Annotated in this window: 19 protein-coding genes; 1 reads left to right on the top strand and 18 read right to left on the bottom strand. The window is 65.4% G+C overall.

From position 1 onward, the window contains the following. Window positions 1-366: a flagellar basal body rod protein FlgB gene (gene flgB / locus AC1RTQ_RS23010; protein WP_302092948.1), complete on the bottom strand. Its 366-nt coding sequence runs from the start codon at window positions 364-366 to the stop codon at window positions 1-3. A 377-nt stretch (window positions 367-743) separates the two neighbouring features. Between flgB and flgA the strand changes: the two genes are divergently transcribed. Next, entirely contained in the window at window positions 744-1,496 is a 753-nt protein-coding gene (gene flgA, locus AC1RTQ_RS23005; RefSeq protein WP_492879184.1) for a flagellar basal body P-ring formation chaperone FlgA, read from the top strand. Here the strand turns inward: flgA and flgJ are convergent. From flgJ to fliE, 17 genes are read right to left on the bottom strand one after another with little or no spacing between them, the layout of a single operon-like run. Beyond that, window positions 1,474-2,277, bottom strand: a complete 804-nt coding sequence (gene flgJ / locus AC1RTQ_RS23000) for a flagellar assembly peptidoglycan hydrolase FlgJ (RefSeq protein ID WP_492879182.1) — start codon at window positions 2,275-2,277, stop codon at window positions 1,474-1,476. The two genes, flgA and flgJ, sit on opposite strands and share 23 nt — an antisense overlap. Beyond that, entirely contained in the window at window positions 2,264-2,725 is a 462-nt protein-coding gene (gene flgN, locus AC1RTQ_RS22995; protein ID WP_409811607.1) for a flagellar export chaperone FlgN, read from the bottom strand. Before flgN ends, flgJ begins: the two co-directional genes overlap by 14 nt. Next, window positions 2,722-3,012, bottom strand: a complete 291-nt coding sequence (gene flgM / locus AC1RTQ_RS22990) for a flagellar biosynthesis anti-sigma factor FlgM (RefSeq protein WP_492879179.1) — start codon at window positions 3,010-3,012, stop codon at window positions 2,722-2,724. Before flgM ends, flgN begins: the two co-directional genes overlap by 4 nt. Before the next feature lie 40 nt (window positions 3,013-3,052). Next, a complete protein-coding gene (locus AC1RTQ_RS22985) occupies window positions 3,053-4,015 on the bottom strand; it encodes a flagellar motor protein MotB (protein WP_492879177.1) in 963 nt (320 codons plus the stop codon). Next, complete coding sequence (gene motA / locus AC1RTQ_RS22980; RefSeq protein ID WP_003081778.1) at window positions 4,008-4,892, bottom strand: flagellar motor stator protein MotA; 885 nt, start codon at window positions 4,890-4,892, stop codon at window positions 4,008-4,010. The genes AC1RTQ_RS22985 and motA overlap by 8 nt, the downstream gene beginning before the upstream one ends. A gap of 32 nt (window positions 4,893-4,924) precedes the next feature. Next, a complete protein-coding gene (locus AC1RTQ_RS22975) occupies window positions 4,925-5,686 on the bottom strand; it encodes a FliA/WhiG family RNA polymerase sigma factor (RefSeq protein ID WP_492879175.1) in 762 nt (253 codons plus the stop codon). A gap of 17 nt (window positions 5,687-5,703) precedes the next feature. Further along, entirely contained in the window at window positions 5,704-6,165 is a 462-nt protein-coding gene (locus tag AC1RTQ_RS22970) for a hypothetical protein (RefSeq protein ID WP_492879173.1), read from the bottom strand. Between the two features lie 6 nt (window positions 6,166-6,171). Next, window positions 6,172-7,239, bottom strand: coding sequence for a flagellar hook-length control protein FliK (locus AC1RTQ_RS22965; protein ID WP_492879171.1), 1,068 nt, complete (start codon window positions 7,237-7,239; stop codon window positions 6,172-6,174). Beyond that, window positions 7,236-7,541, bottom strand: coding sequence for a hypothetical protein (locus tag AC1RTQ_RS22960; RefSeq protein WP_492879169.1), 306 nt, complete (start codon window positions 7,539-7,541; stop codon window positions 7,236-7,238). Before AC1RTQ_RS22960 ends, AC1RTQ_RS22965 begins: the two co-directional genes overlap by 4 nt. Beyond that, on the bottom strand, window positions 7,528-7,926 hold the full coding sequence (gene fliS, locus AC1RTQ_RS22955; RefSeq protein ID WP_302092938.1) for a flagellar export chaperone FliS: 399 nt from the start codon (window positions 7,924-7,926) through the stop codon (window positions 7,528-7,530). Before fliS ends, AC1RTQ_RS22960 begins: the two co-directional genes overlap by 14 nt. A 23-nt stretch (window positions 7,927-7,949) precedes the next feature. Continuing rightward, a complete protein-coding gene (gene fliD / locus AC1RTQ_RS22950) occupies window positions 7,950-9,323 on the bottom strand; it encodes a flagellar filament capping protein FliD (protein ID WP_302092937.1) in 1,374 nt (457 codons plus the stop codon). Window positions 9,324-9,359: 36 nt separating this feature from the next. After that, the gene (locus tag AC1RTQ_RS22945; RefSeq protein ID WP_302092936.1) at window positions 9,360-9,812 is read right to left on the bottom strand and encodes a flagellar FliJ family protein; all 453 of its coding nucleotides are present in this window, start codon (window positions 9,810-9,812) and stop codon (window positions 9,360-9,362) included. Beyond that, window positions 9,809-11,140, bottom strand: coding sequence for a FliI/YscN family ATPase (locus tag AC1RTQ_RS22940; RefSeq protein WP_302093165.1), 1,332 nt, complete (start codon window positions 11,138-11,140; stop codon window positions 9,809-9,811). The genes AC1RTQ_RS22945 and AC1RTQ_RS22940 overlap by 4 nt, the downstream gene beginning before the upstream one ends. Window positions 11,141-11,148: 8 nt before the next feature. Continuing rightward, a complete protein-coding gene (gene fliH, locus AC1RTQ_RS22935) occupies window positions 11,149-11,844 on the bottom strand; it encodes a flagellar assembly protein FliH (protein ID WP_492879166.1) in 696 nt (231 codons plus the stop codon). A 2-nt stretch (window positions 11,845-11,846) separates the two neighbouring features. After that, entirely contained in the window at window positions 11,847-12,905 is a 1,059-nt protein-coding gene (locus AC1RTQ_RS22930) for a FliG C-terminal domain-containing protein (protein ID WP_302092934.1), read from the bottom strand. Further along, complete coding sequence (gene fliF / locus AC1RTQ_RS22925) at window positions 12,883-14,553, bottom strand: flagellar basal-body MS-ring/collar protein FliF (RefSeq protein WP_492879163.1); 1,671 nt, start codon at window positions 14,551-14,553, stop codon at window positions 12,883-12,885. The genes AC1RTQ_RS22930 and fliF overlap by 23 nt, the downstream gene beginning before the upstream one ends. A gap of 15 nt (window positions 14,554-14,568) precedes the next feature. Further along, a complete protein-coding gene (gene fliE / locus AC1RTQ_RS22920; RefSeq protein WP_492879161.1) occupies window positions 14,569-14,898 on the bottom strand; it encodes a flagellar hook-basal body complex protein FliE in 330 nt (109 codons plus the stop codon). Window positions 14,899-14,967: the final 69 nt, after the last annotated feature.

Below are 14,967 nucleotides of genomic sequence, written 5' to 3'. Positions count from 1 at the left end.
CTATTCCCCTTTGATGGCGGAATGCAGCCCGCGCAGCTTCATGTTCAAGAACGTCAGGCTGGTCTGAAAGTCGGAGGTGTTCTGCGAGAACAGCGCCTGCTCCACGCCCACTTCCACGGTGTTGCCGTCCTGCGCGGGGTGGTTGGGTACGCGAAAGAGCGCATCCCCGTCGCCACCCCGACCCAGCCCGGCTTGGCCAGCCGCGTCGGCGGTGCGGGCCATGGTGGCCGCAAAGTCAATGTCACGGGCCTGGTAGCCCGGCGTGCTGGCATTGGCCAGATTGGAGGCCAGCCATTGCGTGCGCTCCGAGCGCACGCGCAGCGCCTGCGCATGCACGGAAAGCGCGGAGTCGAAATTCAGTGCCATTTCGCGAAGTCGCGCCCCTGCTGGCGACGCGACCCAGTGGTTACGATATTTGCGCAAGAGATATTTCTTGCGCTCTTTAAATCATACTATGCGAATGTTTCAGAGTGCTACTTTTCAATGCAATCTGATACACAACTGTCGAATTTGATGTTTTTTCATAGCATTGATTGCCTTCTATAGAAGGATTTCCATGTCAAAGTCTTTTAAAAGTATTGATTTACATATGTTAGAAGCTATTGTTTTATTGAAATATTCGCCAATCGTATGATTTTCAGCACAAACAATTGAAATGTTTGCACTCACATACTTTAAGCAATTCTGTTTGCAACTTTTACAAAAATAGCAAATTACATATCTTGTTTGCAATTGAAAAAACCATGATCATGGCCTGCGCCGCCTTTCTGCTGGCGGGCACCCCGGCCCTGGCTGCAGCACCCGCCACACCACCGCCCGAGCTACCCGAGTCCGTGCGTGGCGCGGTCTATCGGCAGGTGCACGCGGCCTTGCTGCAGGCCCTGCCCGCAGCACAGCGCGAGGGCGCCCAGGTGCAGATAGGGTTCGGTGCAGCACGCGGCGCTGCACACCAGCCCTGCCCCGGCGGCTGGGAAATGGGCCCACTCAACTTCCGGCATCTGGCCCGGGTGACCGTGCCGCTGCGCTGCGAAAGCCAGCGCGGCAGCGTGGTGGCCCAGGTACAGGCCCGCGCACCGGTATGGACGCTGCGCGCCGATGTACCCGCCGGACGGGCCCTGCGTGCCGAGGATTTGCAGCTGCAGCTACGCGAGCTGACCCAGCTGGAGGCGCTGCTGCCCGAGTCCGCCCTGCTGGGCATGCAGCTGCGCGCCGACGGCCGCAGCGGCCAGATGCTTGAGCCGCGCGACATAGCGCGACCGGTGGCGGTGCGCAGAGGCGACAAAGTGGAAATTCGCGCCCAGGACGATGGCGTGCAGGTCAGCGTGGCCGGCATTGCCACCGGCAGCGGCAAGCTCGGCGAGACGGCGGTGGTGCGCAACGCCCGCAGCGGCCGCCCTGTCAAAGGTACGCTGATTGCCCCCGGGGTGCTGCTGGCGGGCAGCCAGGCACCCAAAGACGGCGTTCTGGTTCAGGTTACTGCGGAATCTGACGACTGATGCGCACCAGCTTTTGCGCGTACTGCGGGTCGGTGGCGTAACCGCCCTGGGCCAGCGCACCGGCAAAAGCCTGCACATCGTCACCCGAGCGCAGCGCCGCCTCATAGCGCGGGCTGTGGGCCAGCAGGCGCACATAGTCGGCAAAGGTGGCGTCGAGATCGGCGTACTGCCGAAACGGCTGAGACTGCGGCACGGCCTGGCCGTTTTCGTATTCGGTGGTCTGCGCCTGAACGCGCTCGCCCTGCCAGCCGCTCAGGGCCTTGATGCCGAACAGGTTCAGGCTGTCCCGCCCCTGTGCATCGCGCACCGGGCGCTGGCCCCAGCCACTCTCCAGCGCGGCATGCGCCATCACCGAACGCGGCGACACGCCCAGGCGCTGCGCAGCCTGGCGGGCCCAGGGGCCAATGCGCTCCAGAAACGCCAACTGCTCCGCGCGCAGAGGCGGGCCGGGCTGCGCGTCCTGCGTCTCGGCACCGGGCTGCGTGCCACCGACGGCGCTCGATCGCTCGGGACCATCCTTGCGCGCAGCCTGGCGCGCGGCCTGCAGCGCCAGCCAGCTGGCCTGGGGAGAGGCCAGGGCACTGGCAGCGCCGCCGCCCTGGTTGATGAACTGCTGCACCTCACGCAGCACATCCTGACCCAGCGGGGTGTAAGCCGCAGCGTCCGGAACCTGGGGCATTCCCGGCACGCCGCCCATGGACGCAGCAGCCACGGCTGGCGACTGCGGGAAGGCGGGCAGCGCCGGCAGACCCGGCTGCGTCATGCGCTCAGAATGGAACATAGATATCCGGCTGGCTGCTGCCCGCAATCACGCTGCGCATCACCTCGGCCTGCTCCATGATGAGTTGGCAATTGCGCAGATTGCAGGCCTTGCACTCCTGCACCCGCGCCTGCAACTGGGCCCATAGCGCCTGCAGTTGCTGCTGCAAAGGCGGTTGCAGCAGGGAAAACAGCGCCGTCATCGACAGCGCCGCGCCGGCCGGCAACAGCGCCCGGGCATGCAAGCTGCGCTGCTGGCGCGTGCCGTCCAGCTGCTGCACCTGGGCCGCAATCTGCCGTGCCACTTCCTCCATGGCCGCCGCGTCATGCCGCAACGCTGAGTGGAACTGGGTCTGCAGCAGGCCGGACAGTCCGGCATAGGCGGCCAGGTCCTGCTGCATGCCCCGGGCGATGTCGGCCCAGCGCTGGCGCTCCGTCAAACCGGAGCCCGCTTCGGGCTGCATGCTCATGCCTGGCCTCCGTGGTGACGCGCAATCAGCTGCGCCAGCTTTCGGGGATTGAAGCTGATGTCGCCGCGTGCCAGGGCATCCTTGATTTCAGCCACTCTGGCTGAATCCAGCTCGGGCATGGCGGCCAGTGCGGCCTGTGCGCGCTGCATGCGCGCGGCCTGGCCGCCCAGTTGCACGTCGGGAGCTGCCACGGCGGCCGCCGCGGGCAAAGGGGCAGCAGCGCCCTGCACCGTATCGCCCTGCACGGTCGCTGCACCGGTCGCCGGTGTCATGGGGGAGAGTTTCATCCTCGAGCCTCTGAGTTTGCTGCTTTGCATGATGACAGTTTTATGGCGCGCTCTGCGCGTTAGCCTTCACGGGCTTCAGCAGCAGGTTGCGCAGCGTCTCCAGCATGGGGGTATCTGCCGGTGTGCTCTCGAGCTCGCGCGTCAGCGGCTCGCTTGCCGGCAGCTTGCCAAAGGTCTGATAGATGCTGCGAGCATGGGCCCGGGTGGTGACGAGCAGCTCCACGCGGCGGTTCACAGGAGCCTGGGGATGCTCTGCGTCCAACGGCGCCACTTCGGCCATCCCTATGACTTGCAGCACGCTGCGCTCGGGCATGCCGCCCATCAGCATATGGGCGCGCGCGGCCAGGGCACGCTGCATGGACAGCGTCCAATTGGAGGCCGCAAACGCGTTGTGGCTGCTGAACTGCAGGGCATCGGTGTGCCCGGCGATCACCAGCTGGTTGTCGATCTCGCGGAACATGGGGCCGATGCGGCGCAACAGGCTGATGAATTGCGGCGTGGGCTCGGCACTGCCAAGCTTGAACATGCCGGATTTTTCGGTGTCGTGCACCATGATGCGCAGGCCTTCGGCGGTGACCAGCATGGTCAGGTTCTCGCCCAGTCCCACCAGCGAGCCCACTTCGCGTACACGCTTCGAAAGCGCAGCAAGTTCTTCGGGCGACTCCAGCAGCTTCTTCGCCTCCAGTTGACCGCCCGAGCGTTCCTGGACTCTTTCGGTCACGGGCTGGCGCGGGATCAGCTCGCCGGGCTGGTACTCGCCGATCATGCGCTCGCCCTGACCCTCGTAGCTCATCTTCTGCGCGCCACCACCGGCCATGGCCATCTGCAACTCTTCCTTGTCGCGCGCCGCAAGCACCCACATCACCAGAAACAGGCACATCAGCGCCAGACAGAAATCTGCGAACGCGACTTTCCAGGCACCGCCATGTTCGTCGTGCTGGTGTTTGCCGCCGCCTTTTTTGACGACGACCTCGCCATGCTCCTGGCCGGGCCGCTTAGCCACGAGCCGCTCCGCTGTCGCGACTGTTCATGTCGTTGATCCAGGTCTCCAGCAGCGCAAAGCCGGGCTTGCTATTCAAGGGCACCAGGCGGCGGCCCGCGTCGATGGCCAGTAGAGGCGGCTTGCCCGCCACATGGGCGACCAGCACCACCTTGACGCACTCCATGGCTGACAGATGCTCCATCACGCGCTGCTTCATGAAGTTGCACAGCGGGTCCAGCACGCCATAGCAGAGAAAAATGCCGATAAAGGTGCCGACCATGGCCGCGCCCACCTTGACGGCAATCTCACCGGCCGTGGCGCCGTCGGCCACATAGCTCATGGCCATCACAATGCCCAGCACCGCCGCCAGAATGCCGAAGCCAGGCATGGCTTCGGCGATCTTGCCCAGCGACTTGGCCGGTTGCAGCAGCTCTTCGTGAATGGCCTCCAGCTCCTGGTCCAGCACGCCTTCGAGCTCATGGCTGCTGATCTTTCCCATGGCCATCAGACGGAAGTTGTCCACGATGAAATGCAGCAGTTTGGTGTCTTCCAGCACCAGCGGATAGCGCTGAAAGAGGGTACTTTCGGCCGGCTTTTCCACATGGGCATCGAGGGCCTTGAGGCCATTGGCCGCCGTGAGCAGCAGCTCATACATCAACAGCAGCAACTGGCGCTGGAACTCCACGGTCTGCTTGGTGCGCGACAGCACCTGGCGCAGCTGCAGCCAAAGCTCGGCCAGAATATGTTTGGGGTTGCCCAGCACCAGGGCTCCGAGGCCGGCGCCGGCAATGATCATCAGCTCCATAGGCTCCCAGATCACTGCCAGCTTGCCGCCGCTGAGCAGGAATCCGCCAAAGATGGTGGCCAGCACAATGAAGATGCCCAGTAGTTGCAACATGCTCTGTATTTCCCTTGGTAGCGGCAGGTGGCTCAGGCCACCTCAAGCGCGGCGCGCATCTTGCGCAGCGCTTCCTTGTTGATCTGACAGACCCGGGCCTCGGACAACTCCAGCACCGCTGCAATTTCCTTGAGATTGAGGTCGTATTCGTAGTAGAGCTGAATGACGCGCTGCTCGCGCTCGTTCAGCTGCGCCAGCACCTGCTCCAGCAGGTGGCGCTGCAGCACGGCGTGCTGCGGATCGGCAGCCGAGCTGGCCATGTCCATGCCCTGGCCCACCAGCTCGTCCAGGCTGGCCATGGCTTCGGCCGATTCCGCCTGCTCGTAGGCCAGATAGGCCTCGTCATCCATGCCCAGAGCCTGCTGAATCTGCAGCGGCGTAGGTTCAGCGCCGAGCTGGCGACGCAACGCCCGCACGGCATCGCGCGCCTTGTGCGCGCTCTGACGCACGGTACGCGGGCGCCAGTCCTGGCGGCGCAGTTCATCGAGAATGGAGCCACGCACGCGCTGACGGGCATAGCCGGCAAACGCCTCGTCCACCGGACCGTAGCGGCGCAGGGCTTCGAGCAGCCCCATCAGCCCCACCTGAGTCATGTCGCTCTGGTCCATGACATCCATGGCCTGGGAGGCCAGCTGGCGAACCACGCGCTTGACCATGGGCAAATAGGCCTGCAGCACATCCTGCTCCTGCTGCGGCGTCACCTGCACCGTGCCATAGGCAGCGCCGGCCTGCGTCCACGCATACCCCGCCAAAGCGGAGGCATCGCCATAGCTTGCGCATTCGTGCTGCAGCATAGGATGGGCGCCCCGACCTACTCGATGATCAGGCGCGAGACCATGACCTTGTCGAACAAGCGCAAGTCGGGATGACTGGCATAGGCGGCCACCAGATCGGCACTCAGCAGCTCGGTCCACTGATCAATGCTCATGCCCCTGGCCTGCGTCAGCTCCACCTGGGACAGCGTGCGCACGGCAACCCCCTTGAGCATGGGCAGCTCCGCCTTCAGGGCTTTTTCGTGCGGTTTGTCGGTGCGCAGCACCAGGTCCAGCGACATATAGCTGTTGCCCATCCGCTCGCCCAGGTCGGTCTTGAGCATGACCACGATCTTGTCCAAGGACACATAGCTGGCATGGCGCGGGTCCAGGCTCGGGCCGCTGACCTCTGCCGGCTCCGCAACCGCCGCCGCCTGCTTCTGCCCCCACCACCAGACACCGCCTGCCGCGCCCAGGCACAGCAAGACCGCAACCACGACTCCTATCACTACTTTTTTCATAGTCCTTCAGCCTTTATCTGCCCCCAGGCCTTCTGCCTGCTGCTGCCAGACCTGCAGGGCCTGGCCAATCACATCGTCTTCTGCGGCCAGAGTCCAGGGCAGAGCCTCGTCACGGGCGCCTCCGCCCTGGCCTGCGGCACCGCCGCTGTGCCGCCCCTGGGCCACGACCACGCTGGCTTCGCCGCTGCTGCGCGCCTGCAGCTCCTGGCGCAAGCCTTCGGCCAGACCTGCCAGCTGACGGCCCACCTCGGCGTGCGACGCCTGAATGAACACCTGCACCCCACCTGCGTCGTGCTGGATGCGCAGCTCCACGCTGCCCCATTGCGGCGGATCCAGCCGCACCGTGGCCACATCCACACCTTGAGCCTGTTGCAGCTGAATGCGCTGCGACAAGGCCTGCATCAGCGGCTGCGCGGCCCGCGCGGCACTGGGCGTGGCTGCCGCTGCCGTGCGTGCAGCAGAGTGCACCGAAGCCACAGGCTCTGTCGCTGACAACGCAGGCGACTGCAGCGCCACCACCTCTGCACCTTGGGGTGCAGTGGCGGACAAGGTCCCACCCTCTGCGATCAGCGCGGTCACCAGACGCGCCGCAGCAGCTGCATGCGTCGGAGCCTGCTCGGCGAGCTTGGCCACCGCGGACTCTTTGCCATCACGTTGTGCCTGCACCGCTGCCGGATTGAGCGCGGCGACAGCCACGCTGGAGGATGGCTTCTGCGCTGCGCTGGGCTCAATAGACACCGAGCCGAGCTGGGCCTGAACCTCGGGCTGCCAGGTCGGCGCAAAGCTAGCCAGCAGAGGCAGAGCATCTGCCGCTGCAAGATCTGTCGACTCATGGGCGGAGGGATCCGTCTGCTCGCCATCGGCGGCCTCCGGCAGGGCGCTGATCTGAGCCGACAGCGCGGCCGCACCCAAAAAACCAGCCAGCTCAGCGAACATGACGGGCGGCGGTACGGCTGGCAATGCACTGGACTGCTCCAGCCCATTGCCGGCGATGGCGGGTGTGCCAGTCACACCGCCTGCGGCGGCAAGGGCCGCAGAGGATGCAGGCACGGAGGTCGTCGGCATGGCGTTCATGAAAATTGCTCCTGCCAGGCATAGGCTTTATGGGCTTCGTTGTGATGCTGTAAATCGCGCAGGCGCACCCCGGCTTCGTGCAATGCCTGCTTGCAGGCCGCATGGGCGGCAGCGTGAGCAGCGGCAAGCTCCTGCCAAGCCACACGCATGTCCTCATCCGCGGGCAACAGGGCCGGCGACCGGGTCGCCCAGTCGGCCACCAACCGGTCCAGTTGCGCCAAGCGCCCCCAGTCCTGGGCCGCACTCACCACCTGCAGCTGCCGGGCAAGCGCCAGCAAACGCTCTCGATCAGAGACGGGCATCCGCCATCCCTTGCCAGCCGGAGCGCAGCGTCTGCAAGATGCCATGGACCTCATCCACCTTGGCGACATCCATGTCGAAACCTGCCTGATTCAGGCGCTGGGCGCAGAAGTCGTACAGACGCGAGAGGTTCTCCACGACTTCATTGCCGGCGTCGGCCTCCAGCGCGCTGCCCAGCCCGGTCAGGATGTCGGCGCACTTGGCAATAGAGCGCGCCTTTTCCTCAAAGCGCTTCTGGGCGATATGCATGCGCAGGCGCGCCATCTCTTCGAGCAGGCCGTCCACCAGCATCAGCACCAGCTCCACCGGAGATGCCTGGGCGGTCTGCGCCACCGTATTGGCGGCGCGATAGTCGCCGTATCCGTCGTTCCAAAGGTTGTCGTTCATGGGTTATGGGTCCTGCGCCCCGGCTAGCTCTTGGACGACGGCGCGAACATCGAGCTCAGATAGTTCGAGGTGTTGCTCATCGTGGCTTCCAAATTCGCCAGGGTCGTAAATTGCGTCAGATAGCGCTGATATGCCTGTGCATACAGCCGCTCGATGGTCGACTGGTCTTTGGTGTACTGCGTCAACTGCTTTTGCAAGCCGTCCTGACGAGTTTTCAGATAACCGGTGGAGCTGTTGGTCCAGCTGCCCACATAGGTCTGCAGGCTGCCCAGCACGCCGGTGCGCTTGTATTCCAGAGTGTCGGTCTTGCCCAACAGGCTGGTCAGCGCATCGGGGTTGGACGCCACTTTTTTGGCGAACCGGCCAGCGTCCAGCGCGATCGTTCCGTCGCGCTGCGCGGAGATGCCGAAGTCGGTCAGACTGACACCGTTCACGGTGCTGCGCAGCAGGCTGTTGAGCTGGTTGCGCAGACCGCGCACGCCGGAGTCCCCATTAAGTGCAGCAGCCGCCACACCGCCTTCTGCGGAGCCCGCCGCCGTCAGCTTGTCGATGGCCTTGACGAGGCCGTTGTAGGCGTCGATAAAGCCCTGCATATTGGCCTTGGTCGCGGCCTCGTCCTTGGCGACGGTGACGGTGAAGGGCGAAGTCGTCACTTCCTTGAATTCCAGCGTCAGGCCTTCGATGCCGGTGTAGGTATTGGAGGCTTGGCGGATTTCCACTCCGGTGCCTGCACCCAATGTGAAGACCGCATCCTGGGCCTCGGACAGCTTCTGGCCTGCGACCAAAGCCACTGCGCTGCCATCCTGTTTCTGCATCTTCAACTCAAAAGCATTCGCTTCACCGGTCTCGGTGCTGGTCAGCATCAGCTTTTGCTCGCCGCCCTGCGTCACCATCGACGCCGTGATCTTGCCTGCGCTGGCCTGGTTCAAGGCCCGGGCGATTTCGGTCACCGACAGCTTGCCGTCGCCGTTTTCATCGGCCTTGTCCAGGTCCACCTGAACATAGCCTGCTCCGCCCACGGCAGACACCACCATGGTCGCGTCCTTGGGATAGTCTGTATCGGGCGCCAGGCCCAGATCCTGCATGCTGTAGAGCGTCTGCTGGGCCGTGGCCAGCTTGCTCACGCCAAAGGTGTAATTGCCTGGCGCAGCGGCACTGGACACCGTCGCCGCTGCGGCGCTGCTGCGCGACACCGCCGCCGTCTGAGCGATCACGCTGCCCTTGCCGGACAGGCTGCTCAACGCCGTGGAGAAGCCCGACAGCGCCGATTGCAGCGATGTCAGCGCCGTGGTTTTGCTCTGCGTCTTCTTGGTGTTGGTATCCACCTGCGCCTGGCGGGCGTGGACGTAGCTTTCGGCCAAAGCCTTGGCGGTTGTAACCGGATCGTAGGTAGCCACTGTGTTCCCCTTGTATGCGTTCGCGAATGGACAGTGCTAGCGGTTTCCGGCGACCTGCTGGCGGGCCTGGCGCTGCCAGGCCTGACCAGCCAGTTCATCCATGGCATTCTGCGCCTTGCGCTGCGCCAGCTGCGCCATGTCGGCGCGCGCCCGCTCCAGCACCGACTGCATGCTGTCGTGCTGGCGCAAGGCGGCCTGCATGTGCGCACTGGCCTGGGCATATTCGAGCTGCTGAACGCCACAGGCGTCCTTGCATTGCCCGGCCATGTCCATCAACCCCGAACGGAAACCTGCTGCATTCGCATACAAGGCGACATTCCCATGCAATTTCTTCACCCCGGCGCTGTGCGCCATGCTGTGCAGGCGCTCCAGCTGGGATTGGGTCTTGACCAGCAGCGCCCGAGCCCGGGCGGCCTCGGCCATGGACTGCTGGGCGCGCTGATCCAGGACGTCCACATATTGCGCCAGGGCCACCACGGGCAAGCTCATGCCAGCACCTCGCCCAGCTGGGCCACACAGGCTGCAAAAGGAGCAGCCTCTGCCGTGCCCTGGCGCAAGAATGCCTCCAACTGTGGCCAGCGCTGCACGGCCTGGTCGGTGCGCGCATCGGCGCCGGGCACATAGGCCCCCATGGGGATCAGCTCGCGCACCTGGGCATAACGGGCCTGCAGCTCCTTGACCTGGCGCGCAGCCTGCAAATGGGCTTCGGAAACCACCAGCGGCATGCAGCGGCTGATCGAGGCCCCCACATCCACGGCCGGGTAATGTCCGCGCTCTGCCAGCTCGCGCCGCAACACGATATGGCCATCCAGAATGGCCCGCGCCGTATCGGCGATCGGGTCTTGCTGGTCATCTCCTTCGGCCAGCACGGTGTAGATGGCCGTCATGCTGCCCTCGCCGCGCTCGCCGTTGCCGGCGCTCTCCACCAGCTGCGGCAGCATGCTGAACACCGACGGCGGATAACCGCGCGTGGCCGGAGGCTCGCCCAGGGCCAGCGCAATTTCGCGCCGCGCCATGGCATAACGGGTCAGGGAGTCGAGCAGCAGCAGCACATTCAGGCCTTGATCGCGGAAATGCGCGGCAATCGTGTGGCACAGCTCGGCCGCCATCATGCGCATCAGCGCCGGCTCGTCCGCCGGTGCCACCACCACAATGGCGCGGCGCATGCCTTCCGGCCCCAGGGAATGCTCAATGAACTCGCGCACTTCGCGGCCCCGCTCACCGATCAGGCCCACCACGATCACATCGGCCTCGGTGTGGCGCGTAATCATGCCCAGCAGCACGCTCTTGCCCACGCCGCTGCCGGCGAACAGGCCCACGCGCTGGCCACGCCCCAGCGTCAGCAGGCCGTTGATACAGCGCACGCCCACATCTAGCGCCTGCTCGATCGGGCGCTTTTTGAGTGGATTGACCCTGGGCGGTTGCGCAGGCAGCACACCGTCCCCAGTCAACCGCCCCAGCCCGTCCAGCGGCTCTGCCAGGCCGTTGATGACCCGCCCCAGCCAGCCCATGCCGATGCCCGGCTGCTGGCGTTCGGAATCCAGCGTCACACGCGCCCCGGTTGCCAGGCCGGTGACCGGCTTGAGCGGCATCAGATAGGAGACGGCACCGCGAAAGCCCACGACCTGGGCCGGCAACCAGGCGCCAGCCTGCCATTCGATCTGGCAACGGGCAGCCAGCGGCAGGGCCGCACCCGTGCACTCCAGCAGCAATCCGGTGGCCGCATGCACGCGTGCCGCCGGCTGCGCCACCGGCACATCGTCGAGCTGAACGCTGCGCAGCGACTGCGCCAGTCCGATGCTGTTGCCTGCCGCCATGCCCGTGGTCACAAGGCCTCCGCTGGCTGCAGCTGCTCACGCACCTGTTCCATACAGGCACCCAGGCGCTGCTTGCAGCCGGCATCGACCTCGGCCTCTCCCACGCGCAAACGGCATTCGCCGGCATCGAGAGTGCTGTCGGCCTGCAGCTTCCAGTCGGGAACGCGCGTGCTGTCCAGCTCCTGGATGCGCTGCAGATCGACCGGGTTCAGGTAGACCTGGACCTCGCCCGTGCGCTGGGGCATGCCCTGCAGGGTTTCCTCGACCAGCGCCAGAATCTGCGCCGGCTGCAGCGTCAGCTCGCAGCGCACCACCTGGCGCGCCACCCGCTCGACCAGGTCGATCAAATCCTTGCGCAGGCTGGCCTCCCAGTCGGCATGCAGCAACAGCAGCTGCTGCTTCAGCTCCGTCACTGGCGCGCCCAGGCTCTGCAGCTCGTCGCGCGCGCCCTGCAGGGACTCGGCGCGGCCCGCCTGAACGCCGGTTTGCAGCCCGGCCTCATAGCCGGCGCGCTCGCCCTCGGCCTGCCCCTGGGCAAAGCCCTGGGCGTGGCCGCGCTGCACCGCCTGTTCATAGGCCTGAGCCAAGGCCCGGGCATCCTCCGGCCCCACGGCATCGCCGGCGGCGCTGCCGTCTGCGCCCTGCTGCGCGCGGTCGGCCTGCACCAGGTCCAAGGGCGGAAAATGATAGGGGCGGTAAAGCACGCTCACTCCACCACCGCTTCGGCGAACAACTGAATCTCCAGCTCACCCGCGTCAACCATGGCCTTGACCAGATCCATGATCTCTCGCCGCGCCTGCTCCACACGGCTCAAAGGCACGGGGCCGCTGCGGCGCATCTGGTCTTCAAAGCTCTGCGCCTGGCGGCGTGGCATGGCGCCCAGCACGGCCTTGCGCACCGCAGGCTCGGCGCCCTTGAGCGCCAGCGCCCACAGCTCGGCCGGCACGGCCTCGATGATCTGGGTCAGCGTGGTCTCGGACTGGGTCGAGAGCACGAAGAAGTCATACATCTCGGTTTCGATCGCGGAGGCGATTTCGGGATCGCGGGCCCGCAGGCGCGCCACCAACTCCTGCTTGTTGCCTGGAATGCGGTTGAGAATTTCCGCCGCCTGCTTCACGCCCTCCATGGACACGCTTTGCGTGCCGAACTCGGCCAGATATTGCTCGGTCAGCATTTCCAGTTGCACCAGCAGATCTCGATCCACGTCCTTGAGCTTGGCCACGTTGAGCACCAGGGCCTCGCGGCCCGACTCGGGCAGATGCTCGATCACATCGCCGGCCAGTTTGGGCGGCAAAAAGGCCAGAAACACCGCTTGCATGCGCGGGTGCTCCTGGGCCAGCCGCTCGGCCAGCCAGGCCGGCGCCGCCCATTGCAGCCGCGCCATCTTGGGGCGGATCTCGTCGCCGTAAATGCTGTCGAGCACGCTGCCGGCGATGTCGCCGCCCAGCGCCAGCGCCAACGAGCGCTGCAAGAAGCTGCGCGAGGCACCATGCACACCGCTTTGCTCGCGGTAGTCATCGAAGAAATGCTGCAGCGACTGGCGCACCGAATCCACGCGGATACCGCTGAGGCGGGACATCACCTGAGTGACGGCCAGCAGGTCTTCGCGCTCCAGGCAACGCAACACGCCGGCAGCAGGCTCCTCGCCCATGCTGAGCAGCACGATGGCAGCCTGCTCGATCAGATCCAGACTTTCCGGGGCCGGCTGCTCCAGCAACGCCACGCCTGCCGCGCCTTCGGCGCTAGTCACCAACTGGTTGGCCATGTTTTTGTACCCATTGTTTGACCACTTCCGCCACCCGCTCCGGCTCTTTAGCCGCCAGGGTGCGCAAATGCTCGACCATCACATCCACTTCCGAACCCTGGGGTGGCAGATCCACGTTCTCCAGCAGCGACACCATGGACATATCGGAGGCGGCACGCTGACGCTCCGGCGCCGGCAGCAAGGAGGCGCCGCCCGCCGCCACACCGGCCAAGGCGACAGCCTCGCCCGCCTGCGGCACCTTGGTTGCGGCAGCGCCGCGCAGCACGGCATTGACCAGGCGTGCCAGCAGCACCAGCAGCGCGAGACCGCCCGCAGCCCACAGGGCCGTCACCACCCAGCCATACCAGTTGCCGGGCTCCTGCCACCAGGCCGGCAGCGGCGTGGGCGCCGTGAACGGCATGCTGGAGACAGCGATCTGGTCGCCGCGCCCGGCGTCCACCCCCAGGCCCACGCGCAGCAGCTTTTCAACCCGTGCCAGCTCGGCTTCACTCCATGCCTTGGCCTCCTTGGGCGCCACGGCATCGTCGAGCATCACCGCCACATGCAGCTTGTTGATGCGGCCCTTGCCGCGCTTGACCTGTATCACGCTGCGGTCGTAGGCATAGTTGCGCGAGACCGCCGCACGGAAATTGTTGTTGCTGTCCTTGCCTTCCTTGCCCGCATCGGCCTGCACATTGACCGGGCGGTTGCTCAGCGAGCCCGGCACGCCCAAAGCAACACCACCGGAGCGGTCGTTTTCCTCACGGGTCGCTTCATTTAGCACCCGGGGATCGCCGTTGTACTTCTCGTAGGATTCCTCGGTGCGGTCCTGGCTCAGGTCGGCCGTGACCGTCACGCGGTAGTGACCGGCGCCCACGGCGGCCGAGAGCAGCTCCTGGGCGTTCTGGCGCAGCTCGGCACTGATCTTGCCCGACTGCCCGTCCTGCGCCAGCGGATCAAAGCCCTCCGACAGGTCCACGCGGGCCGAGAGGAAGTTGCCCGCCTGATCGGTCAGCGCCACGCGCTGCGGGTCGAGCCCGGCCACGCTGCTGGAGACCATATGGATGATGGCCGCGATCTGCTCGTTCTTGAGCTGCTGCCCGGGCTTGAGCTGCAGCACCACCGACGCCGAGCTTTTGTCGCCGGTATTCACCACGAATGAGGAGGAGCGTGCAATCGACAGATGCACGCGTGCGCCTGCCACGGCATCCAGCGAGCCGATGCTGCGTGCCAACTCGCCTTCCAGGCCGCGGCGGAAACGCACGTCCTGCACGAACTGGCTCACGCCCAGAGGATCGTTGCGATCCATCAGCTCCAGCCCCTCGGGTAGCTTGGCGGCCACACCCTTGGCGGCCAGCAGCATACGGGCACGACCCAGATCGCTGTCGGCCACCAGCACCTGGCCCGATTCCGGGTGCAAACGGTATTTCAGACCTTCCGCCTCCAGCGCCGCCACCACATCGGCGGTCAGCACATTCTCGCGGGCGCCGAACAGAGGACGGTAATTGCTGCTGCCCTGCCACAGCAGCATGACCACCAGCGCGGTGGCGATGACCGCAGCCAGCAGCAAGGGCACGCCCATGCGCAGCGCGCCGGGCCGTGAAGAAAAGGAGAGCAGCCGCTGTGCGCCAGGCATAGCTGAGAAGCGGTTTTTAATGGAATCCAGCACGAACGTTTCCCTGTCTTACACCTGCAGCTTGACGACTTCGTCCACCGCACCCATGACCTTGTTGCGCACTTGCATCAGCATGGAAAACGACAGGCTGGCCTCCTGACTGGACAGCATGGCCCCCACCAGATCATCGCTGCGCCCCGCGTCCACGGCCGCCATCCGCTCCGAAGAAGCCTGGTTTTGCGCGTCCACCGAGCGCACCGCGCCCTCGAACATCTGCAGAAATCCGCTCCCCGGGGCAGGGCTGTCGGCAGCGGGCGCAATCGAGCTTGGAAGTAGCGACTCAAAGGCCGCAAAAGCACCGGCGGTGCGCATCAAAAGGCTGGAGGGTTCGATCTTCATCGTTCGTTCCCCAAGCCATTTCCTCCGACGCGGCGATTACCACTGGAGCCAGCCCTTCGGGGGGATGTT

The sequence above is a fragment of the Comamonas sp. GW821-FHT11H03 genome (genome assembly GCF_058807955.1).
The sequence above is the reverse complement of the archived record's forward strand: the minus strand, read 5'-3'. Positions and strand labels throughout refer to the sequence as shown.